At 44.4% G+C, this 24,122-nt stretch carries 18 protein-coding genes and 2 tRNA genes; 6 read left to right on the forward strand and 14 right to left on the reverse strand.

Features of this window, described 5'->3' with window-relative positions:
* Positions 1 to 18: 18 nt before the first annotated feature.
* Entirely contained in the window at positions 19 to 906 is an 888-nt protein-coding gene (locus tag AC1EKT_RS04280) for a YlbL family protein (RefSeq protein WP_481616047.1), read from the reverse strand.
* Positions 907 to 1,166: 260 nt separating this feature from the next.
* On the opposite strand from AC1EKT_RS04280, the gene AC1EKT_RS04285 reads away from it, so the two are divergent.
* Positions 1,167 to 2,969 carry a zinc-dependent metalloprotease gene (locus tag AC1EKT_RS04285; RefSeq protein ID WP_481616048.1) on the forward strand — a complete coding sequence of 601 codons (1,803 nt, stop codon included), beginning with the start codon at positions 1,167 to 1,169 and terminating at the stop codon, positions 2,967 to 2,969.
* A gap of 260 nt (positions 2,970 to 3,229) precedes the next feature.
* On the opposite strand, the gene AC1EKT_RS04290 is transcribed toward AC1EKT_RS04285, so the two are convergent.
* Positions 3,230 to 4,777, reverse strand: a complete 1,548-nt coding sequence (locus AC1EKT_RS04290; RefSeq protein ID WP_481616049.1) for an ATP-dependent helicase — start codon at positions 4,775 to 4,777, stop codon at positions 3,230 to 3,232.
* A 155-nt stretch (positions 4,778 to 4,932) separates the two neighbouring features.
* On the opposite strand from AC1EKT_RS04290, the gene AC1EKT_RS04295 reads away from it, so the two are divergent.
* Both AC1EKT_RS04295 and AC1EKT_RS04300 read left to right on the forward strand, forming a co-directional pair.
* Positions 4,933 to 6,654: a phosphotransferase gene (locus tag AC1EKT_RS04295; protein WP_481616050.1), complete on the forward strand. Its 1,722-nt coding sequence runs from the start codon at positions 4,933 to 4,935 to the stop codon at positions 6,652 to 6,654.
* Positions 6,655 to 6,774: 120 nt separating this feature from the next.
* The gene (locus AC1EKT_RS04300; RefSeq protein ID WP_004573894.1) at positions 6,775 to 6,993 is read left to right on the forward strand and encodes a DUF3107 domain-containing protein; all 219 of its coding nucleotides are present in this window, start codon (positions 6,775 to 6,777) and stop codon (positions 6,991 to 6,993) included.
* Positions 6,994 to 7,106: 113 nt separating this feature from the next.
* On the opposite strand, the gene AC1EKT_RS04305 is transcribed toward AC1EKT_RS04300, so the two are convergent.
* Entirely contained in the window at positions 7,107 to 7,964 is an 858-nt protein-coding gene (locus AC1EKT_RS04305) for a PHP domain-containing protein (protein WP_415687028.1), read from the reverse strand.
* Positions 7,965 to 8,139: 175 nt separating this feature from the next.
* On the opposite strand from AC1EKT_RS04305, the gene AC1EKT_RS04310 reads away from it, so the two are divergent.
* On the forward strand, positions 8,140 to 8,790 hold the full coding sequence (locus AC1EKT_RS04310) for a vitamin K epoxide reductase family protein (RefSeq protein WP_415686994.1): 651 nt from the start codon (positions 8,140 to 8,142) through the stop codon (positions 8,788 to 8,790).
* A gap of 69 nt (positions 8,791 to 8,859) precedes the next feature.
* On the opposite strand, the gene murI is transcribed toward AC1EKT_RS04310, so the two are convergent.
* The 5 genes from murI to AC1EKT_RS04335 all read right to left on the reverse strand — a co-directional run bounded on the left by murI (position 8,860) and on the right by AC1EKT_RS04335 (position 15,449).
* Positions 8,860 to 9,630 (reverse strand): glutamate racemase, encoded by a 771-nt coding sequence (gene murI, locus AC1EKT_RS04315; protein WP_415683400.1) that lies wholly within the window; start codon positions 9,628 to 9,630, stop codon positions 8,860 to 8,862.
* Positions 9,631 to 9,692: 62 nt separating this feature from the next.
* Positions 9,693 to 11,438: a nickel ABC transporter ATP-binding protein NikE gene (nikE, locus tag AC1EKT_RS04320; RefSeq protein ID WP_415683399.1), complete on the reverse strand. Its 1,746-nt coding sequence runs from the start codon at positions 11,436 to 11,438 to the stop codon at positions 9,693 to 9,695.
* 6 nt (positions 11,439 to 11,444) lie between these two features.
* Positions 11,445 to 13,151 carry an ABC transporter substrate-binding protein gene (locus AC1EKT_RS04325; protein ID WP_415683398.1) on the reverse strand — a complete coding sequence of 569 codons (1,707 nt, stop codon included), beginning with the start codon at positions 13,149 to 13,151 and terminating at the stop codon, positions 11,445 to 11,447.
* A 172-nt stretch (positions 13,152 to 13,323) separates the two neighbouring features.
* Positions 13,324 to 14,520, reverse strand: coding sequence for an ABC transporter permease (locus AC1EKT_RS04330; RefSeq protein WP_481616051.1), 1,197 nt, complete (start codon positions 14,518 to 14,520; stop codon positions 13,324 to 13,326).
* Positions 14,517 to 15,449: an ABC transporter permease gene (locus tag AC1EKT_RS04335; RefSeq protein WP_481616052.1), complete on the reverse strand. Its 933-nt coding sequence runs from the start codon at positions 15,447 to 15,449 to the stop codon at positions 14,517 to 14,519. Before AC1EKT_RS04335 ends, AC1EKT_RS04330 begins: the two co-directional genes overlap by 4 nt.
* A gap of 299 nt (positions 15,450 to 15,748) precedes the next feature.
* Here AC1EKT_RS04335 and AC1EKT_RS04340 point away from each other — a divergent pair, with 299 nt between their 5' ends.
* Entirely contained in the window at positions 15,749 to 16,024 is a 276-nt protein-coding gene (locus AC1EKT_RS04340; protein ID WP_004110572.1) for a BrnT family toxin, read from the forward strand.
* Positions 16,002 to 16,205 (forward strand): hypothetical protein, encoded by a 204-nt coding sequence (locus tag AC1EKT_RS04345; protein ID WP_415683395.1) that lies wholly within the window; start codon positions 16,002 to 16,004, stop codon positions 16,203 to 16,205. Before AC1EKT_RS04340 ends, AC1EKT_RS04345 begins: the two co-directional genes overlap by 23 nt.
* Positions 16,206 to 16,298: 93 nt before the next feature.
* On the opposite strand, the gene ileS is transcribed toward AC1EKT_RS04345, so the two are convergent.
* The 6 genes from ileS to AC1EKT_RS04375 form a co-directional block, all read right to left on the reverse strand.
* Positions 16,299 to 19,721, reverse strand: a complete 3,423-nt coding sequence (gene ileS, locus AC1EKT_RS04350; RefSeq protein ID WP_481616053.1) for a mupirocin-resistant isoleucine--tRNA ligase — start codon at positions 19,719 to 19,721, stop codon at positions 16,299 to 16,301.
* 357 nt (positions 19,722 to 20,078) lie between these two features.
* On the reverse strand, positions 20,079 to 21,161 hold the full coding sequence (locus tag AC1EKT_RS04355; RefSeq protein ID WP_415683569.1) for an Abi family protein: 1,083 nt from the start codon (positions 21,159 to 21,161) through the stop codon (positions 20,079 to 20,081).
* Positions 21,162 to 21,366: 205 nt separating this feature from the next.
* Positions 21,367 to 21,439, reverse strand: a tRNA-Arg gene (locus tag AC1EKT_RS04360).
* A 281-nt stretch (positions 21,440 to 21,720) separates the two neighbouring features.
* A complete protein-coding gene (locus tag AC1EKT_RS04365) occupies positions 21,721 to 22,062 on the reverse strand; it encodes an exodeoxyribonuclease VII small subunit (RefSeq protein ID WP_415687000.1) in 342 nt (113 codons plus the stop codon).
* A 45-nt stretch (positions 22,063 to 22,107) separates the two neighbouring features.
* On the reverse strand, positions 22,108 to 23,484 hold the full coding sequence (gene xseA, locus AC1EKT_RS04370) for an exodeoxyribonuclease VII large subunit (protein ID WP_481616086.1): 1,377 nt from the start codon (positions 23,482 to 23,484) through the stop codon (positions 22,108 to 22,110).
* A 120-nt stretch (positions 23,485 to 23,604) separates the two neighbouring features.
* A tRNA-Lys gene (locus tag AC1EKT_RS04375) sits at positions 23,605 to 23,678 on the reverse strand.
* Between the last annotated feature and the right edge of the window lie 444 nt (positions 23,679 to 24,122).

The following is a 24,122-nucleotide window of genomic DNA, read 5'->3' on the forward strand; positions in this document are numbered from 1 at the left end:
TTTTTATTTATTTCTTTTTTATTTCACATTACAACTTGGCAATTTATCTGCCCCACGACCAGAACCAATAGCTTTTAACGCTTTGTAAGCATCATCCAATGTTTTTACACTTACAACGCGCAAACCTTGTGGCACATGCCCAATAACTTCATTGCAATTATCGTAAGGTGCTAAGAACCAAGTGGCTCCATCTCTTTTAGCTGCAATCATCTTTAGACGAATACCACCAATTGCACCAATTTTTTGCGATTTTTCAATAGTTCCAGTTCCAGCTATCGTATTACCACCAGTTTCTTGTTCAGGAGTAAGCTTGTCAAGAATTCCTAGAGTGTACATCATTCCGGCAGACGGTCCACCAATATCTTCAATATGTAAACGAACTTTTACATCTTCTTTTTTAATTCCAAGATGCTTAGACGCGTACTGCAACGCAACATTTTGAGCAAGGCTTTGCGAATCATCCATCTCGTTAGTTGATTCCTTCTCATACTCTTCAGCGCTCTGCCCTACTGGCACAATAGCTTCACGAGGTAACAAACTTTTATGAGGATCCATCCATGAAATCAATGAATAAAATGTTGAAACCTCATATCCAGGAACACCAGAAACATTTACAGTAATCAACAATAACTTACCAGTATCATGATTCTCTTTTACTCGAGAACCAGACATATCAATCACAGGAGTATTTGATAGGGATCCTAAAACATCCTGCGTTGGACCAGGCTCTTCTACAACGTATGCGCTTGGAAGTGACAACGCAAAAATCGCAACAATTACTGTAAAGAATCCTGCAAAATATCGCAAAGAATGAGAAGTAATGTACGAAACTAAAGCGTGAAGCAGCGAGCGCAAGAATCTAAAACACGCACGGAATACATTAGTACCTGTAGAAAAGCGAAACATGCTTGTATCATGACACAAGCCCTATATAGTTTTGCTTTAAAATATATTTGCGTGCAAGTTGTAGCGCATAAAACCATATTATCGAGTAGAATATTTGTATTAAAAAATATTTTTATTAAGAAGATGCGCTAAACTCGCATATAAAGACGTGTAAAATACGTATAAATACTTATAAAATACGTATAAATACATGCAGATACGAAACGTATAAAAATAAAAACTGTAAATTATGCAACACGTGGCACGAGAAGGATACGCTCATGAATGACGATGCAATTCACCAATGGCTCATTGAATGCTTTGGGCCAATACAAGGAGAAGAAGCATGGAAACAACTTGATCAGCTTCCTTTTGAGCTACGCGAACAACTCTTAAATCAGAATCCAGATAAGCTTCCTAAACCAGACGAAGTTCGCGGAATGATGCAAGCTTTCAGCGCAGGTGGTCTTAATAATCCGTACGAAATGGAAGCAACACTTGAAGAAGGGCCAATTAATCGCAAATTAGCGCAATCTATTGCTCTACAGCACGCTAATGGCGATCAAGGAAATGTAAATGCAGACGTAGCAGATGCCACACGAAGAGCTTTAAGCCAAGCGAACTTGTGGCTAGATATAACGTGCAATTTCAATCCTGCTCCTGGAACGCCAGAAGTATTGTCTAGAGCTGATTGGGTAGAAAAAACGCTGGAAGCGTGGGTTAAATTCGCTAATCCTGTTGCAAAATCAGTAAATGAAGCACTCACTTCTGTTATTGAAGAACGATTCCGCGATGTGGATGATGCTGAAGTAAAAGGATTATTTGCAGGAGTTGTGCCAATTCCGCTGCCTGAAGGAATGAATAATCCAGCGCAACTAATGAAACTGCTTGGAAACACTTCGTTTGCTATGCAACTAGGTCAAGCAGCTGGAGCACTTTCACACGAAGTGCACGGCAGTTTTGATCAAGGTCTTGCGCTTTTGCAAAATCCTGCAGGAGGATTAATTCCATATAATTGCATTGAGTATGCAAAAGTGTGGGAATTGGATATTACAGAAGTCATGAATTATTTGGCTTTGCGAGAAGCTGCACACGCAAGATTATTTGCATCCGTGCCATGGCTTATGCCACGATTTGAAGCGCTGATTATTAAGTACGCAAACGGAATAAGCATTGATTTAGAAGCTATGGAAGAACAGCTTCGCGACGTGGAAACAATGAATCCGGAAGCAATTTCGGGAGCTGTTAATTTGCAAAATATTGGCAGCAATGATTCTGAAGAGCAGCGTCAAGCTTTGCATAGTTTGGAAACTCTACTTGCGCTTGTTGAAGGTTGGGTTGATTGCGTTACATGGCAGTCTGGAATGGCTCATATTGTGCACATTGAGCAGTTGCGAGAGATGATGCGTCGCGAGCGAGCTGCAGGAGGACCTGCAGAAGTGACGTTTGAATCGTTACTTGGTTTGCATTTGCGCCCTCGTCGTATGCGCGAAGCATCGCAATTGTGGGAAAAGTTGACTCGCGAGCGCGGTATTGAAGAACGAGATAGCTTGTGGAGTCATCCAGATTTATTGCCAACTTTGCCGGAAGCTAGCGAAGTTACGAAAGACGCTAGTAATGAAGGTAACGCAGGTGACGCTGGTAACGGCGCTGGTAACGGCGCTGGTAACGCAGGTAACGAAGTTACGAAAGAAATCGATGCTGAGGATGCAACGGAAACTGCTGCAAAAAATGCAACAGAAACTCAGTCTAATCAATCTAGCGAAGCAACTGAAAAAACTAGCGAAAGTCACGAAAGTGCAGACAGTTACGAAAGTAACAAAAATACTGCTAACGCTATCGAAAATGCGCCTATCGAAAAATCGTTTGAAAAATTAACAGAAGACGATTTAGGCACAAATGATTGGGATGCTGAACTTAGCAAGCTTTTGGAAGAGGATGCGCGCCAAAAGAAGCAAAACAGCGAAACCGGCAACGAAACCGGTAATTCCGACGAAACTGGCAACGAAACTGGTAACGAAACCGGTAACGAAACCGGTAACGAAACCGGTAATTCCGAAGAAACTGGTGCTGACGGCGAATAAAACTCCTGTAAAACTCCTGATCCAACAACAATCCAGCTAAATAATCGACCTCAACGCACAAAACGGCATAAACTGTGCAGCCATGTAAAGGAAAGGTCGTCTACACAACTCAATCCGGCAGAAACTGTGCAGCCGCGTAAAGAAAAAGCCGGCTACGCAACTCAATCCGGCAGAAACTGTGCAGCCGCGTAAAGAAACGGTCGGCTACGCGCCAAAAAACGGCAGAAACTTTACACGAGCGTAAAATTTATGCCGCGAGATTAAGCAAGAAAGCGGCTAGGCACGCGATTCATGCCAGTTCCACTGTCTTTTCTAGAAGCGTAAGAAAGATGCAAAGTCTTTTCTGCGCGAGTTATTGCAACGTACATAAGTCTGCGCTCTTCTTCCAAAGCACTGTCATCAGCCGCAGAGCCAAAAGGAATAAGCCCTTCAGAACAGCCAATTACGTAGACATGCGCAAACTCTAAACCTTTAACAGCATGAATAGTTGAAACAGTAACAGTTGAAATATTAGAAGATGCAAAAACGTCAGAAATACCTTGAGCACCATAGCTTTGCGCATCCTCTAAAACATTTCGCTGCCACCCCACATCTTTTCTCACGCGATACGGAAGTTTTGCTGCTTTTAACGCTTTACAAACTACTTGCTGTTGAGCATTGGTTCTCGTTAGTATTGCGCACTCCCCAAGATGTGCAACGCCACTTTTTACAAGTTTTGCAATTTGCTCAACCACGCCCAAAGCTTCTTCAACATCGGTTGCAAAAACTTGCTGACTAACGCGAACGCCACCTTTTGTTGCCGCTTTAACTTTTACGTAATCCTTTTTATGCGCAGAAGCCGCAAGCACTCTATTAGCAAGACCTACGATGCGTTCTGTGGAGCGGTAGTCAGTATTCAAACTAATATCTGCACCAAGAGGAGCAAATTCTTGCGGAAATGAAAGCAAATAGTAACTATTCGCACCTGCAAACGAGTAGATTGTTTGCGCAGGATCGCCCACTACGCAAATATCGCGATTCTGCCCCATCCATAATCGCAATAATTCGTGCTGTAAAGGAGACACATCCTGATATTCATCAACTGTGATCCATCCGATTGATTGCTTAATACGGTTCGCAGCTTCCGGAAAATTTCGTAAAATATGGCAGCAAAGTAGAAGAATATCGTTAAAATCTATGCAATTATGCGCATTTTTTTCGGTTTCGTAAGCTTCATATATATCGACAAATTGCTGCGGCTCTAAACCTGCAGGAGGCAAACGGTGCGTAGAAGCGCACACACGCAAGTAATCGTCAGGCGCAATAAGCGAAACTTTCGCCCAATTAATTTCTGCCAAAATATCGCGAGTTTGCAACAAAGTCATGTCTGCAAAATCCGGATAACGCTTAAGCGCAGAAGCTATGATTTGCTGAGAATCATTCATAATTGACGGAAATTGTGCTGAACAGACGTCGTTCCACACGCTGCGAATTTGTTGCAAAGCCGCAGAATGAAATGTTGAAACGCATCCAACATTACTTACACCAAGAGCCTCAATACGCGATCTCATTTCCGCAGCTGCTTTTACAGAAAAAGTAACTGCCAAAACTCTTTCAGGATCCCACTTACCAGTAGCGCAAGCATACGCAATTCTGCGCGTAATAGTGCGCGTTTTACCAGCTCCTGCACAAGCTATAATGCGCACAGGCCCTTCTAGCGCGGTAGCAGCTTCGCGTTGCGAATCATCCAACCCGTCTAAAAGTGCTTCTGGAGAAGTCACTTGCGAAGTTTTAGAAGTCACTTGCGAAGTTTCTGGTGAAGAATTCATAATTCTATTGTTGCAGCAATAACAACGCTTACGCAACAAGAATAAAAATATGTGTATAACTTACAAAAAATTGGCAAAATTTCGGTGCTTTGTATTACTGTGGGAGTGTGACACAACTCAGTAGATTCAAGTTGGCAGCACTGGCATCTGCAGCCATGCCCGAAGTACAGTTTGCAGGAACACGCCAAAGTGAGCAAGTTAATGCCACTGATACCGCGGCTGGAATTTCTCACGCCGTTGTGCAAGATATTTCCGGTAAGCTTTACGACGTTTTTATCAGTGCAGATAGTAAAGGTCGCAAGCGTTTGCGTGACCGAGCTCGTGCAGCATGGACTCTTGAGCACAGTAAAGATTTGGCAGCTTTAGGATTCGCCTACGACACTATGCTCACGTTTATGCCAGGAAAACGCGAAGATGCCAATAATAACGCTGGAAATGTTGCAAATAATGCAACCGCTGGAAATTCTACAGTTGCTGGCACTCAGCAATATGCGCAACAGCAATCTACGCAACAGCAATCTACACGAATGTCAAGCATTATTGCCAACGACAACGATGAAGACACTGTGCTTGTTTGCGAGCATCTTGAAGGTAGCGCTCGCGACTTGCGTCTTCTCACTACCGACGATTGCGCAAATGTTGGAACTGCAATCGGCGCTATTCATCGCTTGCGTCCTACTTTTGTGACGCGCGGAAAATACCCTGCTTTTACTACTGGTCAGATTCGAGCACAGTTAACCGGTTGGATTAAAAGACTTCGTCAAGCCGGTCATATTCCAACCGAAATTACTGACAGTTGGTCGAGAGTGTTGGAAACTGAAGGATTGTGGTCATTTGAAACTTGCCCAGTACACGGCGGTTTTATGGATGGCGACATTTTGTTTGCCGGCTCAACGATTACTGCTGTAACAAATTGGCAAAGAATGCAAATTAACGATCCTGCGCGCGATTTGGCTTGGATTTTTGCAAAACTTAACGAGCAGCGCCGAAACGCAGTGCTTTCTGCATACGGTAGAATTATGGGTTCTCGTTTAGATAGTTTGATTATGCTTCGCGCAAACTTGTGGTTGCAAATGGAACAAGTTGGCGATTTTGTTCAAGCTTTGCAACGTGCAGATAACACCAGTATTATGCGTTTTAAGGCTCAAGTTGAGCGTTTAGCGCACGAGCTTAGTCGCATTAGCAATGCACAAGCTGCTAAAACTGGTCGCGCTGCAGGAAATCCTGCCTCGACTATTACAGTCGGAACGCTTCTTGAAAATGACAATACGCAAAGTCGCCAAATTTCTAAGAATAATTCTGCTGAAAATCAACTAAACGTTGGAAATAGCGACGAAACTAACGAGCGAGACATTACTTCAGAAGGAAATACTGAATTAAATAACGTTCAAGACGAAACTTACGATAGCAACAAAACTATAAGCGACGATACTCATGAGCGCAAAGTTCAGTATGCTGGAACACACGCAGCTAACGCTGAGGAAGCTGAAAAAGCAGCACAACTCGCTGACGACACAGCAACTCAAGTAATTACTCATGTAGAAACTCAAACAGCACACGAAACCGCGGAAACTATTGTGCAAACTGCAATGAGTAAATCTGCTGATAGCGATGCTAATGATGAGCCTGAAAACGTCAATAACGCTGGTGGCGCTGAGGTTGCTGATAGTAAGGATGAAGCTATAGCTGAAAGCGACAGTAAGGTTGATAGCGCAAACGAGACTTCTTCGGACTCAAATACTTCTTCGGACTCAAAACTTTCTGAAGATGCACAAAAAAATACGCGAGAAGATGACGATAAACCAGAGACCGTAATCATCCCTCTGCTAGAGCGTGAAGAACGAGCGATGCGCGACGCACAAGCAGACTTAGACTAAAATAAATACACGAAAATGCTAAATATTAAATGAAGTAAATACTGAAGTAAACGCTGAAGTAGATACTAAGTACTAATTAAAACGATAAATAGCATAAAAAATAAAGCAAAAGGAGCATGCATGCGAGTTGTTTTAGGAGTAAAAAACGTTTCTGATTCCATCGATTTTGAAACCAACCAAAGTGCAGAAGAAGTGCGCAAAGTGATTGACGATTCCAAGGATATGCTTGAGTTTACGGACGTAAATGGGCGCACTATTATGGTCTCAGCTTCGTCGCTGTCTTACGCGCTAATCGGCGATACGCCAAAGCATTCAGTAGGCTTCGGCGCGCTCAACTAAAATAACGAAATTCCGCGAAAAACGGCAGAAACTTTACACGTGTGTAAAGAAAAAGCCGGCTACGTGCGAAAAAACGGCAAAAACTTTACAGCAACATAAATAAATAAATAGTTTTAGAGCTTATAGCCGCGCAAGAGTATTTCCGATACTACTTCGCGGCTTGTTGTTTCTTCGCCCAAGCGATTTGGCTTACCATAGCCATGCCAATCCGAGCCGCCCGTCACAAGCAAATCGCACTTACTCGCTAAAGAAAGCAGTCTTTCACGTTGTGCTTTAGAATTTCCGCGATGATACACTTCTAAACCGTCAAGACCAGCTTTAGCAAACGATATAATCTGATCGTCCGAAAGAAGCACGCGGTTACGCGTAGGATCAGCAGGATGCGCAATAACAACAACTCCTCCAGCATCTTTAACAGCCTCAATAACTTCACGAACATTCGGAGAAGGAGTTGGTATATAGTACGGGCTGCACGGAGAAATAGGCCCAGCAAAAGCTTCAGAACGCGTTTTATACACGCCAGCTTTTACTAAAGCATCAGCGATATGCGGCCGCCCGATTGTAGTTAAGTCACCGAGCTTCGCTTGAGCCAAAACGTCATCCCAAGTAATTGGAAAATCGCACGATATACGTTCAACCATACGCTTTGTGCGATCAAAACGACGCTTCCTAGTAAGCTCAAACATGCTCACAATCATGCTATTTTGCGGATTGTACTGGTATGCGAGCATGTGCACAAACACGCTTGAGTCTTGCGCAGTAATCTCCGAACCAAATAATACTGGCATATTCGAAGCCTTAGCAGCCTCTTGAAAATCATGCCATCCTGCAGTTGTGTCGTGATCAGTAATAGCAACACCTTGCAAACCAACGATTTTAGCTTGCGTAATTAAATCTTCTGGAGTTGCAGTGCCGTCTGAATAAACAGTATGACAGTGCAAATCCCAGCGTTCGCGCGCAAAATTCATCATGCTGGAGTTGCTATCGCTAGCATGATTTGATGCGTCGCGCTGGTTGTTGCTTATTGCGGTCATATAATCATCGTAAACTGTGCCATGTAACGAGAAATGAATATACACACATAATTATTTGCTATTATTTGTTATTATTAGCATTGTTCGCAATTAGTAAATTTTAGGAGCAGCAATGGAGCAAACTGACGCCGCTAAAGAAAACTATGAAACAACACTTAGCGGATGGAGGCACTCTGCAGTATGGACGTATGGCGTTATGCTATTTTTCTCTGCGGTAGCGCTCGTAACTTCGCTTATACTTTCTGCTGAAACTCTTGCTTTAGCGCGCAAACCTAATAAGCTGCTCAGTTGCGACTTCAACACCGTAGTATCCTGCTCTAGAGTTGCGCAAACTTGGCAGGCAGAAATTGTGAAATTTGGCGAATTAAGTTTCCCAAACGCATTCTTTGGAATTGCTGCAGAAAGCGTATTCGTAACGCTCGCAGTTATTGGAATGATTCGCGTACGCGTGCCGCGATGGTTCGCAATTTGCACTTGGCTTGGCGGATTATGCGCGCTCGCCTATGCTTACTGGCTGTTTTCGCAATCTATGTTCGTAATTCACGCGTTATGCCCGTGGTGCATTGTGCTTATGTTCTCCACAACAATGCAATTTATATCGTTGACTCACGCAAGCGTAAGTTCGCAAAAGTTACTTGTTAAGCGTTTTAGCTTGGTTGAAAGCTACTACCGCTTGCGATACGACTTGCTAATAGACGTGCTTTGGGTTGCGGCATTGCTTACTTTGATTTTGTGCCAATATTCTAAAGTTATTTTTGGCTAAGTAAGAGCGATTTTTAACGCGAAATTTTTAACGAAAGATCTTAACGCAAGATTTTTCAGCACAAATTTTTCAGCACAAGCTCTTCGCAAGTTCTTGCATACGCAAGCTTGTATCCGAATTAGTAAGAGTTATGCTGCCTTCTTGAGAATCGCTTGCAAGCTCATTATTAAGTTCCAATATTTTGCGCAAATGATTAATAGTTCCTTCGTTGCCGTCAACAATATTCGTGCGCTCAGGCAAAAACTCGCGGAAATAATCCCTATAAAACACAAAATGAGTGCAACCAAGCACAACCGAATCAATACTGTCTAAATCATACTCGTCGAAATACTTGTGAAGAGCAGCAAAAACTACATCACGATTATTAAGCTCCCCACGCTCAACAATACGCACTAAATCAGGGCAAGGCTGCGAAAAAATCGTGTTATTTTGCGAAAAACGTTGCAGCAAATCCGCAAACTTGCGCTCGCGAAGAGTAAGAGGAGTTGCAGCTACGATTACGCGCTGAGGCTCACCTTTGCCTAAATCACAAGCTAATTTAAGCGCCGGCTCCATACCTATGATAGGTATATTGTAATGCGCGCGCAAATCGTTCACAGCTGCGGAAGTGGCGGTATTACAGGCAATTACGACAGCTTTTACATTTAGGCGAATAAAATGCTCGACAATTGCAAAGCTTAGCTTTTTAACTTCTTCAGGAGTTTTAATGCCGTATGGCGCGTTTGCAGAGTCGCCGAAATAAACAATTCGCTCATGCGGCAGAGCAGCATGCAACTGACAAGCTACGGAAATGCCTCCAAGCCCCGAATCAAACACACCAATTGCTGCCGACGATGCCATAAGCTACCTCCTAAAAACGCTTACTATCGTAATGGCGAGCCTCAACATACTAGGAAAACATACTACGAAATATATTGAACGCTGCCATTTCTAATTATGGCAACTTCGCTAGCAACTTCCTGCACAACGCCAACATCATGAGTAATAAACAAGCATGCGTAACGGTATTTTTGTTGCAAATCATGTAATAAGTTAAGTACACGACGTTGCACTGTTACGTCAAGCGCAGAAGTTGGCTCATCCGCAATAAGCAGAGAAGGCTGCAAAATCAACGCTCGCGCAATACCTACGCGCTGTCTTTGGCCTCCGGAAAGCTCGTGAGGAAAACGGTTTGCGAATTCGACTGGCACTTGTACTTGATTAAGCATTTCTTCAACGCGCTCTAAACGCTCATTGGCATCAAGATTCGTGTGTAAAAGTAATGGTTCTGCAATACTCCAACCAATGGTTTTACGCGGATTTAGTGCGGAACCTGAATCTTGAAAAACGTATCCAATTCGCGATAATGCTTGGCGGCGAGCTTTACTGTTTAATCTGTTTAAGTTTTCTCCATTAAGTAGCACTAATCCAGAATTTGGTTTGATTTGCCCAGAAATAAGCTTTGCAATAGTGGTTTTTCCAGCCCCAGACTCCCCAACTAAAGCTAGTGTAGAGCCAGAGTTAATGCGCAAGTTTGCGTCACTGAGAGCGAGCTTATTTGAATCTTTGCTAAAACGAGCATGCGAATACTTCACACTTACGCCTTGAACTTCAACTACTGGAGATTCAGATTCTGGAGATTCAGAAATATTCTTAGAAATATTTTCAGCAATATTATTAGAAATATTCTTAGCAATCGCTTTCGCTACTTCTTCTATACTTTCATAAGAATCACCACTTGAAGCATATTGCATATCAAATTTCGGAACAGAATCCAGCAAAGTTCGCGTATATTCGTGCTTAGGATTCGCAAAAATATGCTGAACTTCGCCAGATTCCACAATATTCCCGCCTTGCATTACATACATTTCATCCGCGAGCGCGCGCACAACACTCATATCATGCGTAATAATTAACACAGCAAGATGTAATTTCTCCGACAAATTACGTATAAGACGTAAAATATCTCGTTGCGTTGTGATGTCGAGCGCTGTTGTAGGCTCGTCTGCAATCAAAACTTGTGGACGATTTATTAAAGCCATCGCAATCATCGCACGCTGAAGTTGGCCGCCAGAAAGCTCATGCGGATAAGAACGATACACGCGCTCAGCATCACTCAACTCAACCTCGAGAAGCTGCGAAATCACACGCTTCTTACGCTCTCTTTGGCTAAGTTTTCCTGCTTTTTCAGGATGATATATTAGCGCTTCTTCTATTTGCTTGCCAATTGTTTTCACAGGATTAAACGCACTGGACGGCTCCTGAAAAATCATGCCAATCATGCCACCGCGAACATGCTCATATGGGGCATCTTCGCTAAGCAAATTTATAAAAGATTCGTTAGTATCCGAAGCGTTAAAAAGCGCCGCATTCCCTTCAACACGCGCATTATTCTCAAGCAATCCTATAAGCGCAAGCGCAGTAAGTGACTTTCCAGAACCGGACTCGCCCACTAACGCAGAAACCATTCCGGCGCGCAATTGCATAGAAACATTGCGCGTAATTTGCCTACCATCAATCGAAACCGACAAATCTTCAACGCTTATAACAATTTTTTTACGCGCATCTGAAGCTTGCGCATCCGAAGCTTGTACATCAGAAGATTGAGCATCTGAAACAGCATTATCCAAAGCTTGAGCATATGAAGCTTGCGCATCCAAATTCGTCATCTTCAATCACCTATTCAAAGACACAGCTGCATAATTAGGGTAAGCAGGAAAACTTCCGATGTAGAAATTCTCAACACTGCTTCCATGAATAAATGTGTTATGCGAGTAAATAAGCGGAACAACAGGAGAATCTTCCATAATAGCGCGATCCGCCTTTTGCCACAGCTTATGCGCCGAATTCTCGTCAACAGTTTGCACAGCTTCGCGAATTAAAGAATCTACTTTAGGATTCGAATAACGAGAAATATTCCAGTTACCGCCGCCAATTTGCGAAGAATCAAAAAGCGGTCCCAAATTGGCAAAAGCAGAAGGAAAATCAGGCTGCCACGAAGCCAAAGCCAAATCGTAATCTCCGGAATTTGACGTAATTGCGTCCGTAAAGTTTACTGCGTCAACAGTTTTAATCGTCACTTTAATACCAGCTCGCTTTAAGCTTGATTGCACAGAAGACGCCACTTGCGTTTGATCCGGACGCGCAATAAGGCTCAACTTAATATCAGTTTTACCTGATTTTTTCAACAGTTGTTTAGCTTTCTCAACGTTCCCGCGAGGATCTTCAGAATACAAATTAAACTGCTTTCGGCCAGAAATACCAGGCGTAATAAGCGTAGTAGCAAAACCTCCAGCAATTTCGCCGCCCTTCGCAGTGCGATACGACTGCTTATCAACAGCATACTGAATCGCTTTTCGAATATTGATATCCGTTATTCTGCGCGTATTAATAGCCAAATATTCAAGAGCACCATCACTACTAGTAGTTAGCAACTTGCGAGATTGAGGATGCGCTTGAGCTTGCGCAAGCTGAGCAGGCGGCACAAAATCAGCCAAAAATGCGGTTTTTGTATCCGTATTTCCTTGAATCATAGACTGAGCTGAAACAGTAGTATCCGAACCAAGTTTCCACACGATTTCATCTGTAGCAGCTGTGCGAGTGCTGTCAAGCTTGGGATCCCAATACTTATTGCGTTGCATTACAACTTGCTTTCCAACTTCGTTTTGCACAATCCTGTATGGCCCTGAAGATTTCGGCTTTTTACTATATGTCTGAGCATCGCCTGAACTAGTTGGAACCGGCACAAATGCAGCCAAAGATGTCACCCACGGCCAATCTGCAAAAGGTGCTTTCAAATGGAAAATAATCGTTTGATTATCTGGAGTTTCAATCGAATCAAGCGACTTTCCGTCGAATGGTCCTCTATAGTTTTCAGCTCCAACAAGAAGAGTTTTGTGATATCCAAAACCACCGCTTAACGAATCTGCAAACGAGCGCTCAATGCCAAATTTAATATCGTGCGAAGTGATTTCGGTTCCATCTTCATACTTAACACCCTTTTTAAGAGTGTATTTCCAAGTTTTTCCACCGTCACTTGTTGTGCCAGTATCCGTTGCCAAATCTGGAACTACGCGCGTTTGCTTGCTTAAATCCGGATTTACTTTCCACGTAGTAAGCGCGCGGAAGATGAAATTATTTGACGTAATTGGCAAACCCTGACTGCGAGCTGGATCGAAATTCATATTCGTATTTGACGTAAATATTGTAAGAGTTCCGCCTTTTTTAGGATTAGAATTTAGCACGGAAGCGTTCGTAATACTGGTTTTCCCCGAGTTGTAATTTGTGCAAGCTGAAAGTGACAGTAGCGAAATTGTAAGTAGTGAAAAAGCTGCTGTTGAAGCAAGGATTTTCTTTGAAATCGTATTTTTGAAAATGAACATAATAATCCCCTTATTTCTTTAATATTTCTATTTAAAATTTAATTCTTTAAAACTCGCGCATACGCTATTTAACGTTTTTTAACTTGAGAAAAAGTGAGCGAGCTGACACAATCAGCATCAAGCAAACGCAAGCGCTTAGGACTCGCCCACTAACAATTGCACTCGAAAAGCACTAACAGACTGCAGCACGAGGATCGACGAAGCGATAACAGATGTCAACAATAAGATTCGCAACAATCACAAGCGCAGCCGCAAAAAGCGTCACACCAACCAGCACTTGCAAATCAAGATTTTTAACAGAATCAAGAAGTAGCGAACCCAACCCTTGCATAGAGAAAACTCTCTCAGTAATCACAGCACCGCCAAGCAAACCGCCTAAATCCAAGCCAAACATTGTTAGCACAGGAAGCATTACGTTAGGCAGAGCGTGACGAGTTATAACTTTCGTTCGCGGCATACCCTTAGCCAAGGCAGTGCGCATATAATCCTGTTGCAACTCGTCAAGCATATGAGCACGAGTAAGTCGCGTATAATAAGCGGCGTTAAGAAGCGCCAAAACAATCCACGGAAGTAGCAAATGCTGCAGCCAACCTAAAGGATTATCCGAAAAATTCACATAACCGCCTGTAGGGAAAATCGGCAAATACACTGCAAAAGCAAGTATCGCGAGCATACCAATCAGGTAAGCAGGAGACGAAATCCCAATTGACGAAAGCGCTCTAAATGCACGATCAAAAAGCGATCCTTCTTTAGAAGCAGAAATCACTCCGGTTACTACACCAATAATTACCCAAAGTAATGCAGCGCCAATCGCCAAAGAAGCAGTCACAGCGAAACGACTCATAATAAGATCTGTGACTGGTTCGTTAAGCGTGAATGACCAGCCTAAGCATGGAGACGAGCAGATAATTGCAGCACCGGCGGCACTAGCGGCAGAACCGGCGGCGGCACCAGCAGCATCAGCTGCTGAAATTCCTGAGAATGCAGAATTAGTTCCAAATTCTCGTCCAAAAAATATTCCACGAATATAGTTTCCAAGCTGCTCATACCAAGGCGCGTCCGTGCCCATAAATGCGGAAACTCGAGCCAAACGCTCAGGAGTGCACGGCTTTCCGCAAGCGAGTTGCGCAGGATTCGCTGGAAGCATAAAGAAAATAAGGAATAATACAACTGCAATCAGTGTTAAAACAAGTACCGAGCTTGCTGAACGCTTGCCAATAAAAACAAGAAAATCGAAAATCTTGCCGATTATTCGCGAATTGGCAGCAGATTGATTACTGCTCATTTTCTGCGTATTGATTATATTTTGTTGCGCGCTTTGCGCATTCTGCATATTTTGAGTATTTTGAGTATTTTGCTTGTTACTCATTCCGTCACCGCCTTTTTGGAAGCTCGCGGCTGAAGAGCACTGGCCAAACCGTCACCAACAAGATTAAAACCGAAAGTTAGCAAGAACAGTGCAATTCCAGGGAAAAGTAAATACCATGGGTCAACTAAAACCCATTGCACAGCTTCTGCAATAGCGCGACCCCACGAAGGAGAAGGCGGATTCATACCAACGCCAAGGAAAGACAACGCAGCTTCAGCTCCAATTCGTCCAGGAATAAGGAACGTTATATTTACGAGCAACAACGGCATCATATTTGGCATTATTTGTTCACGAAGAACATGCCACATACCAGCTCCCATTACGCGAGATGCAACTGCAAAATTGCGGGATTTAAGCGTAAGAGTTTGAGCACGAACTAAACGAGCAATACTTGGCCAACCAAAAAATCCTAAAACAAGTATTAGCAAAAGTGGACGCGGAAAATCTTGTGGCACAACAGCAGATAAAGCAATCGCAAAAATCAAGAACGGGAATCCGAAGAACACGTCCATTGTGCGCGAAAGCAAAGCATCAGCAAAACCACTGAAATACCCTGCAATCATGCCGATTATGATGCCAAGAAATAGCGATATTATGGTAGAAGCGATACCAATTCCAAGAGATACGCGAGCGCCATGAGCCACAATTGCAAAAATATCAAGACCACGAAGTGGCGTAACACCAAACCAATGCTGGAAACTAATTCCACCAAAGCCTTTTGGAACAGAATTAAAATCTAAATATTCTGGATGCTCATCATAAGGATTATTGCCAGTGATTGCAGTAAAAGCATCGGCGAAAATTGCCAAAATCACGAATATTGCAATAATTATACTTCCTGCAATAATGCCAGAATTATTTCCAGTAGGAACGGTGACGCTAGATGAATCACGCTTATAGCGTGAACGAAATACACCGACCCTTCTCATCTTTACTCATTTCGTCACCTGCACTTTCTTTTTGAATATCATGCAATATAAATTAACGCAAAATACAAATCGAGTAAAAATTTGTATTGTTGTCTTATCGACACTATAGGAACCCATAGAACTTTAGGAAGTAGAGTGTCGCATTGAGCTTGCTTCTATAAATAGCCTTTAACCACAATGCGTAAAAAATCTAGGAAAGCCGACTTAAAGCATTTACGATACTTAATACAAAACAACAATCATTAAAAATAGTTTCAATTGATGCTATTTTACGTTAAAATAGACGATAGAAGGTGAGTATGAATTTTGAGTACGATCCTGCAAAGAGCTTAAAAAATTTAGCTAAACATGGTATCAGTTTCAAAAAAGCTCAAATACTTTGGAATAATGAAATAACTGAAATCAAATCCAAAAATTCAGGCAATGATGACTCTCGCTACTTAGTTTTTGGAAAGATAGACAGCAAACATTGGACTGCAGTAATAACAAAAAGAAATAATCGAATTCGTATTATTTCTGTAAGAAGATCACGAAAGAAGGAGGAACAATATTATGAAAAACACCACAAAAAGTAAAGAAATAAGCGGAAAAGAAATTGATAGAAAATTCGATAACGGTGAAGACGTACTTGAATACTTTGATTTGGAGCATCCAATTATAGAGAACCACTCGAACGAACAAAAGCACGTCACTTTTATTATGCCTGAATGGATATTGAGAATAATGAAATTCTTTAGAGTAGCTACAACACGGTAGTCAAATAAAACTAGAGATAAAACAAAAACGTGCCGACGTATTGAATTGTACGCCGGCACGTTTTTGTTTAGTTAATTAGCTGTTAGTTGTGTTTTACGCACGCTTAAGAGTTACGCTAAGCTCAGTTGCGTTAGAATCAGCCTCAACAACCTCGAAGCTCGTAGCCAAAGTCTCCTCCGCAATCAAATCGCGGAACTGCTCAACTTTAGCAACGTCCGAAGCTGGCACGCTCAAAGTCAAAGCGATTCGGTCACTAATATCCAAACCGTTCTCCTTACGCGCATCTTGAACAGCGCGAATAGCATCGCGAGCGTAACCTTCAGCAAGCAAATCGCTAGTCAAAGCAGTGTCAAGCATAACGAAACCGCCAGTTGGCATTGCAGCAGAAGCCGTATTCGCAGCCGCTTGAGCATCCGAAGATTCAACGCGATTTACAAGTTCATATTCGCCTTCAACAAGCGCAACTTCGCCGTTTGGAGTCTGAACAACAGGAGCGCCAGATTCGTCAACTCGCCAATCGCCACTCTTAGAAGACTTAATAGCAAACTGCACTTGCTTACCCAGACGAGGACCAGCAGCGCGCGCGTTCACCTTAAGCTCGTGAACAATCTTCAAACCGTGGTTACTTGCGTCTTCCAAAGTGCAGAATGTTACATTCTTCACGTTAAGCTCGCGCTCGAGCACCTGCTCGTAAGGCTCTACAGCAGCAGTATTTTCTGCAACAACCGTCAAGTTTGCCAACGGCTGGCGCACGCGCAACTGCTCCGCCTTACGAAGCGAAAGCGCAGAAGAAACAACCTCGCGAACCTTATCCATAGCAGCAACCAAAGCGTCGTCATGCGCAAGAACAGCACCAAGCTCGGTTACTTCGCCAGCTTTAGGGTTCTTCTCGCCATCCGAAAGCATTTCAGGCTCCACCAAATAAGGCCAATCAGCCAAATGCACGGATTCGCCACCGGTAAGACCGCGCCAAACAGCCTCAGCTTCCATAGGAGCAAGAGAAGCAATAGTGCGCATGAACACTTCCAACACAGTGTAAAGCGTGTTGAAAGCAGTCTCATCTTCATTCCAGAAGCGGTCACGGCTGCCGCGAATATACCAATTCGTAAGCACGTCAATAAAATCGCCAACTGCTGCGCAAGCATCGCTAATCGCAAACTCGTTCAAGCACTTTTCTACGCGCTCAACAAGCAAACGCGTGCGAGCAAGCAAATAACGATCCATGTTGCAAAGTCCTGCAACCTCATCCGCGCGAAGGCGACGAGCATCGTAACCCTTACCACCGTTTGCAGCGTTCGCATACAGCGTGAAGAAGTAGTACGAGCTCCAAACTGGAAGCATAACTTGACGAACAGTATCCCTAATTCCGTCTGCAGTAACAATCAAATTGCCACCGCGCAAAATTGGCGAAGACATGAGGAACCAGCGCATTGCGTCAGAACCGTACTCGTTGAAAACGCCATTCACATCTGGGTAATTGCGCAAATGCTTACTCATCTTCTGGCCGTCGGAACCAAGCACAATGCCGTGGCAAATCACGTTCTTAAAGGCTGGGCGGTCGAAAAGCGCCGTAGCCATAATGTGAAGCGTGTAGAACCAGCCGCGAGTCTGACCAATATATTCAACGATGTAATCGCATGGGAAGTGCTCTTCGAAGAATTCCTTATTTTCAAACGGATAATGGAACTGCGCGAAAGGCATGGAACCGGACTCAAACCAGCAGTCGAGAACATCCGTAATACGGTGCATTTGCGACTTTCCAGTAGGATCGTCTGGATTTGGACGAGTAAGACGATCGATATACGGGCGGTGCATATTCACATTGCCGTCGTCATCGCGCGGATAGTCGCCAAAATCAGCCTTAAGCTCTTCCAACGAACCGTACACGTCTACGCGAGGATACTTTGGATCGTCACTCACCCACACTGGAATTGGCGAACCCCAGAAGCGGTTACGGCTAATCGACCAGTCGCGCGCGTTAGAAAGCCACTTACCAAACTGACCGTCCTTAACGTTTCCAGGAATCCAATTAATCTCCTGATTAAGCTCAAGCAAGCGCTTCTTAATCTTCGTAACAGACACAAACCAGCTAGAAACAGGCTTGTAAATAAGCGGAGTTGCGCAACGCCAGCAGTGAGGATAGCTGTGCACGTAGCTTTTTTCTTGGAATAGCAACGCGCGCTGATCTTCCGGCATTTGAGCAAGCGGACCGTCTCCTGCACGCAAGTTGCGCAAAATTGGCAAGTTCGCGTCAAAAACGTACAAGCCTTCGTAATCTGGGCAGTCGCTTGTAAACTTGCAGCCTGCGTCGAGCACGTCAACGCTACGAATTTCGTGCGCGTTAAGCGTGTTCATATCGTCCTCGCCGTAAGGAGCCTGGTGAACGAGACCAGTACCTTCAGCAGTGTCAACATAATCTGCAGTGAAAATAGTAAAAGCGTTAGGACCAGGAGTGCCGCCCTCTGCGAGCGCAGATTCGCTTGCAAAGTATGGGAATACTGGGTAGTAGCGCCAACCTGCCATCTCAGCGCCCTTAAGTTCGCGCACAACTTCGTAGTTTTCGCCAAGTTCCTTAGTGTAGGAGCCGAGCAAAGGCTTACCGATATAGAACTTTTTGCCAGCAAACTTGCCTTCAGTTGGGCGAACTTCCACGTAGTCGATGTCTGCTCCAACTACGATTGCGAAGTTGGTTGGCACAGTCCAAGGAGTAGTGGTCCAGAATACTGCGTAAGCGTCGGCTTCGTCGCGAAGCTTAACGGCGACGGAAACGGTTGTATCCTGGCGATTCTGGTACACGTCCGCATCCATGCGAAGCTCGTGCGCGCTGAGTGGAGTTTGGTCCTTCGGGCAGTACGGAAGCACGCGGTAGCCCTTGTAAGCCAAGCCCTTATCGTAAAGCTGCTTAAATGCCCACATTACGGATTCCATGTATGGAATGTTCAGCGTTTTGTAGCCGCGCTCGAAATCAACCCAGCGAGCCTGACGATGCACGTAGTTTTGCCACTCTTTCGTGTACTTCAAAACGCTGGCACGGCAAGCATCGTTGAACTTTGCGATACCCATTTTTTCGATTTGCTCAACCGACTCGATGCCGAGCTCCTTCTGCGCTTCCAACTCTGCAGGAAGACCGTGAGTATCCCAACCAAAAACGCGGTTTACTTTGCGGCCGCGCATAGTCTGATAGCGCGGAACGACGTCTTTTGCGTAGCCTGTGAGCAGGTGGCCGTAGTGAGGAAGACCGTTTGCGAATGGAGGGCCGTCGAAGAACACGAACTCGTTTTGGCTACCCTTGCCGGACGGGCGGTATTCGATTGACTTGCGGAAAGTGTTGTTTGCATCCCAGTATTGGAGAACTGATTCTTCAAGCTTTGGGAAGGAAGGATTTGGTGCAACTTGCGCGCCGGCGGTTTCTTGCGTTGATGTTGAAACACTTACCTTTGGGTATACGTGATTTGCGGACGTATTTTCGGACGTATTTTCGGACGCGTTTGCTGCTGGATTAGTGGATTCGCTCACTGTGCTCTCCTCGCTCAACAGGGTGAATATTTCCCTGCGAGGACGACAGTTACTGCCGCGGTACCACCTCGCTTGCTATAAGATGATTACGTAACGTGTAGCGCAATGCGTAACGCAAGTGCGCAAGTTACGTAAATTACGTGCGTAACGCAAGTGCGTAACGCAATCGAACTATTCTCATAGCCTCTCGTGTTTGGCTGTACGGGCCAACCCCGTCGGTTCTAATAAGCGAGAATCTTACAAATCCTCGCCGTTCTTCCGAAAACTCCCCGCCGATAACGGATCATCGCTTAAGTTAGAAATAATCTAACACTATCCCCTAACATTAGGAAGGATCTCGCGACTCGCGAATAATTTTCATGACATATTATCCAAAAATGCTTTAGCTTCATTAGCATTGCTAAAAACAATGCCATCTTCAGAAATTTTGCCATCTATAATTTGATTAGCGTGATTCATAGCCTTAAGCGTTGCTTCGTTGGGAACAGGCAAGTTACCATCCAAGATAATATTTTCTTTAATTTTATTTTTCCAATCATAAAATTCATTAATACTAGACATTCCAATGCATTCAATAACATTCTTAGAGCAATTTGGCACTTTATCACAAAGCGCACTTAATAATTTCTCAATCTTCTCTAAAAACTCTAGATAATAGCTACTTTCTAATAATATGTCGAAATCTTTAATAAGCTGAAAGACTGTTGCATTATCACTATGCGGTCTAGCACAATACAAACGTTCATCGTGCGCACAAATATTTCTGAACTCTTTAATTCTTCTATAAGTAGAATCAATTTTTATTGACCTAATATTTTTTTGAGAATAGTGTGAAGAATTATAAAGTTCAGTATATTTTTTAGCAACCAAACCTCTCACGTAATCGGTCTGTTTTTGATAAAACCAGAATATCTGTCCTAAAGTCAAATCATTAGATAAAACCCATAATGGAATTTGACCATCATGAATATCAATGCAATGGCGTATATATTCTTTCCCTGGATTTAATTTTTGATTATTTGATGTATTATTTTCGATGATTCGAGCAAATGTATTAATTAAAGTAAGTGATCCCTCTGGATCTTCATAATTAGTTTCATTAAGATAAGCATTAACTTCATTATTGTGCGTCTTACTAAAACAATACGAACATGATGATTTTAATAATGCCTCTGCTCTAGTTGTAGCCGCAAAGATAACACTGCGAAGTTCACGATCAAATTTAAAAAGATAATAAATGTGCTCAAACTTTGTTCCTTGAACATATTTATTCGAATTGTTTGACTCAAGAAATGGATTTTTATACCCATTCACAACACTATAGTAACTTTCTCTTTCAAGTATTTCCATAGCTTTAGACTCATCACCAAACTTTACTCCTCTAGACTTAAGCAATTCTATTTGTTGCTTGATAGTAGTAAAAGGTTTATAAATAACCATAATCCCCACCAATCCCCCGCTATTAGATGCACAAAGAGCCAATCAATTACTTGATTGGCTCTTTGCGAACCAGACACTGCCTGGCTTCATCACATTTCGATTTTACAAAAGAAACTAATGTTTGTCAACAAAAAAATAGGCAAACTACACACAGCACACAACACCATTGCACAAATATAAACTGCACAACATCCACACATAAAAGTGCCCCGGATCAGAATCGAACTGACGACACCCACTTTAGGAGAGTGGTGCTCTATCCACTGAGCTACCGAGGCAACAAATGGCAATTATACACCATGGCGTGATTCGCGCACAATTATGCGAGCAACAATTTAGGCTAGGCGACTGATCGGAACGGCAGAAACTTTACAGGCGCGTAAAGAAAAAGTCGTTTGCGCGCGAAAAAACGGCAGAAACTGTGCAGCGACGTAAAGTTTCGGTTGGATTAAGGCGATAAAACGGCAGAAACTGCGCAGACGTGTAAAGTTTCGGTCGGGAAACCGCCAAAAAACGGCAAAAATTTTACGCGAGTGTAAAGAAAAGGTCGGCTGCGCGCTTAATCCTCAAGATTCGATTGCGTACCAGCCGTAGCCGCCGTCGCAGACTGCTCCGCCTGCGCCGCGTCCAACTTGGCGCGAACCGTTGCAAGCAAACCCTGCGCGCGCTTTGCCAGAGCCTCGCCAATCTCCCACTGACGCATGGACTGATCCAGCGTCAAACCGCCAGCTTCCAGCGCCTGAACCGCCTGAACCAGCTTTTCGCGAGCCTCTTCGTACGGCATCGCCTCAATCGCAGCGCGCTCTTCTTTCGTAAGCGTGCTCGCGAAATCCGCGCTTTCTGCGCTATTTGCTGATTCTGCCGCTACTTCTTCCGCTTTTTTCGTTACTTTCTCGCTCATATCTAACCTTTCGTTGTATCTAAAATATCTAAAAAATCTAAAAAATTACTTACTTGACTTTTTACTTGGCTTTCCGGCAGCTACTTTCGTTCCAGCTACTTTTGTTCCAGTCACCTTGCCAAGCACCACGCCGCTTTTAAGCGTAACTGTCATATCGTCGCCAACTTTCGCTAAAGCCGCGTCGTCAAGCACTCGCCCACCGCTGAGCTGCACAACAGCATACCCGCGATTCAAAGTCGATTGCGGACTCAACGCAGTCAAGCTCGCGTGAGCCTTCTCAACAGTCAAGCTCGCGTCGTCAAGAAGTCTCACCAAACCGTGACGCATTCGCTCAACAGCCTGCTCAACCAAGCGCTCATGCGGCTCAAGCATAGTGCTCGGGCGCGTAAGGCTCGGGCGATTCGCATAACCCTCAACGAGGCGGATCTCATTGTCGACGCGCGCAGAAATTCGCATGCGCATAGTTTGCAACGCGTTATCAATAAGCTGCCACTGCTCGCGAACGTCCGGAACAACGCGCTTTGCAGCATCCGTAGGAGTCGAAGCGCGCATGTCTGCAGCCAAATCGATAAGCGTCCAATCGTCCTCGTGACCAATTGCGGACACAATCGGCGTCACGCACGCAGCAGTAGCGCGAACCACGCCCTCGTCCGAAAAACCAATCAAATCCTCAAAGCTGCCACCGCCGCGAGCAACAATAATAACGTCAACTTCTGGGTCCGCGTCGAGCTGCTTAATTGCGGCAATAATATCCGCCGGGCACTGCACGCCCTGCACGTGCGCGTGAACAACTTTGAAGCGCGTAACAGGCCAGCGCAAATTCACGTTCGTAATAACATCGCCCTCCGCGCGAGCTTGAGGAGCGCACACGAGTCCGATGCACTTAGGAAATTCCGGCAACGGAACCTTATTTTCAGCGTCAAATAAGCCCTCGCCCTTAAGCTTTTTTCGCAACTCGTCAATTTGCGCTTTTAAGTCACCGGCACCGACGCGGCGGATTTCGTCTGCAACGAAGCTCAAACGCGTGGCTTTCACCCAAATATCCGCCTTGCCGTGAACGACTACGCGGTCGCCCTGGCGAAGTTCGCGCGCCTGCTGCACGAAATTGCTGAAGCCCATTACGGAAATCGACACTTCTTCATTGCTGTCGCGAAGAGTGATGTAACCGGAAGACGCGCGGCGCATGTTGATTTCGACGATTTGACCCTCAATCCACGCTGCTGGCCAGCGTTCGACAGCGCTGTGGAACTTTTGGCTTAAGATTGCAACAGGCCACGGGTTTTCTGCAGTCGTGTCGGCAGCTTTTAGAGGGAGCTGGCGCAGCTGAGCTTGCTGCGGCGTAAGCGGTTGCTGCAGCGTAAGCGGTGGTTGTTGTTGCGGCTGTTCAAGCAGGGCATCATCCTGGAATAATTGCGGCATCATATTTGACGAGGTCATGTTTCCAGCTTGACTGCAAAGAGGGACAAACGCGCGCTGCTGCATGTGCGTAGCGGAGAGATTAGATACGAAAAAACCCAAGCTGTAAAGCTTGGGTTTTGCTTGTGCCCCCTCAGGGATTCGAACCCTGGACACGCTGATTAAGAGTCAGCTGCTCTAACCAACTGAGCTAAAGGGGCGTTGGTTATCTTGGTTCGTTTCGCGAACCGAGTAACTACTATACTCAGAATGAGCTCGAGCGCAAGCCGGCGTGTCGCATTGCTCTTGCTTGAAGCTGCATTGTGCGCTTCAAGCAAGCTCAATGCGGTAGCGACGACTCAATGCTGAAAGCACGGTGGGCTTTCCACGCAAGCGCGCATACGATTACGCTTTCTTTATATTCCTAAGAAAGCGTAATCTGCCGACCAAAGAAGCTTTGCACCAATGCTCTGCAGACACTGATTCCTGTTGATTAACGAACGCTAGCATTCACGCTGCTGCACACGCCATACCAAGCACTCCTACCACACCAAAGAACACTAGCGGTTTTACTAGTAGTGAGGGGTGTGTTGCTTGAGAGGTACGAATATTAGTGTGGTAGAGATTTGAGATTTTTCGCACTGAGCGCGGCGAACGTCAGAGCC

The organism is Bifidobacterium sp. C0047B3 (assembly GCF_056590535.1).

Bases quoted from the DNA above. Each gene is read 5' to 3' on its own strand.
- xseA (WP_481616086.1), bottom strand. From the start codon at position 23,484: ATGATGCCGCAATTATTCCAGGATGATGCCCTGCTTGAACAGCCGCAA.
- AC1EKT_RS04335 (WP_481616052.1), bottom strand. From the start codon at position 15,449: ATGAGAAGGGTCGGTGTATTTCGTTCACGCTATAAGCGTGATTCATCT.
- AC1EKT_RS04295 (WP_481616050.1), top strand. From the start codon at position 4,933: ATGCCCGAAGTACAGTTTGCAGGAACACGCCAAAGTGAGCAAGTTAAT.
- AC1EKT_RS04345 (WP_415683395.1), top strand. From the start codon at position 16,002: ATGAAAAACACCACAAAAAGTAAAGAAATAAGCGGAAAAGAAATTGAT.
- nikE (WP_415683399.1), bottom strand. From the start codon at position 11,438: ATGACGAATTTGGATGCGCAAGCTTCATATGCTCAAGCTTTGGATAAT.
- AC1EKT_RS04290 (WP_481616049.1), bottom strand. From the start codon at position 4,777: ATGAATTCTTCACCAGAAACTTCGCAAGTGACTTCTAAAACTTCGCAA.
- AC1EKT_RS04325 (WP_415683398.1), bottom strand. From the start codon at position 13,151: ATGTTCATTTTCAAAAATACGATTTCAAAGAAAATCCTTGCTTCAACA.
- AC1EKT_RS04285 (WP_481616048.1), top strand. From the start codon at position 1,167: ATGAATGACGATGCAATTCACCAATGGCTCATTGAATGCTTTGGGCCA.
- AC1EKT_RS04340 (WP_004110572.1), top strand. From the start codon at position 15,749: ATGAATTTTGAGTACGATCCTGCAAAGAGCTTAAAAAATTTAGCTAAA.
- AC1EKT_RS04280 (WP_481616047.1), bottom strand. From the start codon at position 906: ATGTTTCGCTTTTCTACAGGTACTAATGTATTCCGTGCGTGTTTTAGA.
- AC1EKT_RS04330 (WP_481616051.1), bottom strand. From the start codon at position 14,520: ATGAGTAACAAGCAAAATACTCAAAATACTCAAAATATGCAGAATGCG.
- AC1EKT_RS04310 (WP_415686994.1), top strand. From the start codon at position 8,140: ATGGAGCAAACTGACGCCGCTAAAGAAAACTATGAAACAACACTTAGC.
- AC1EKT_RS04355 (WP_415683569.1), bottom strand. From the start codon at position 21,161: ATGGTTATTTATAAACCTTTTACTACTATCAAGCAACAAATAGAATTG.
- AC1EKT_RS04365 (WP_415687000.1), bottom strand. From the start codon at position 22,062: ATGAGCGAGAAAGTAACGAAAAAAGCGGAAGAAGTAGCGGCAGAATCA.
- murI (WP_415683400.1), bottom strand. From the start codon at position 9,630: ATGGCATCGTCGGCAGCAATTGGTGTGTTTGATTCGGGGCTTGGAGGC.
- AC1EKT_RS04300 (WP_004573894.1), top strand. From the start codon at position 6,775: ATGCGAGTTGTTTTAGGAGTAAAAAACGTTTCTGATTCCATCGATTTT.
- AC1EKT_RS04305 (WP_415687028.1), bottom strand. From the start codon at position 7,964: ATGATGAATTTTGCGCGCGAACGCTGGGATTTGCACTGTCATACTGTT.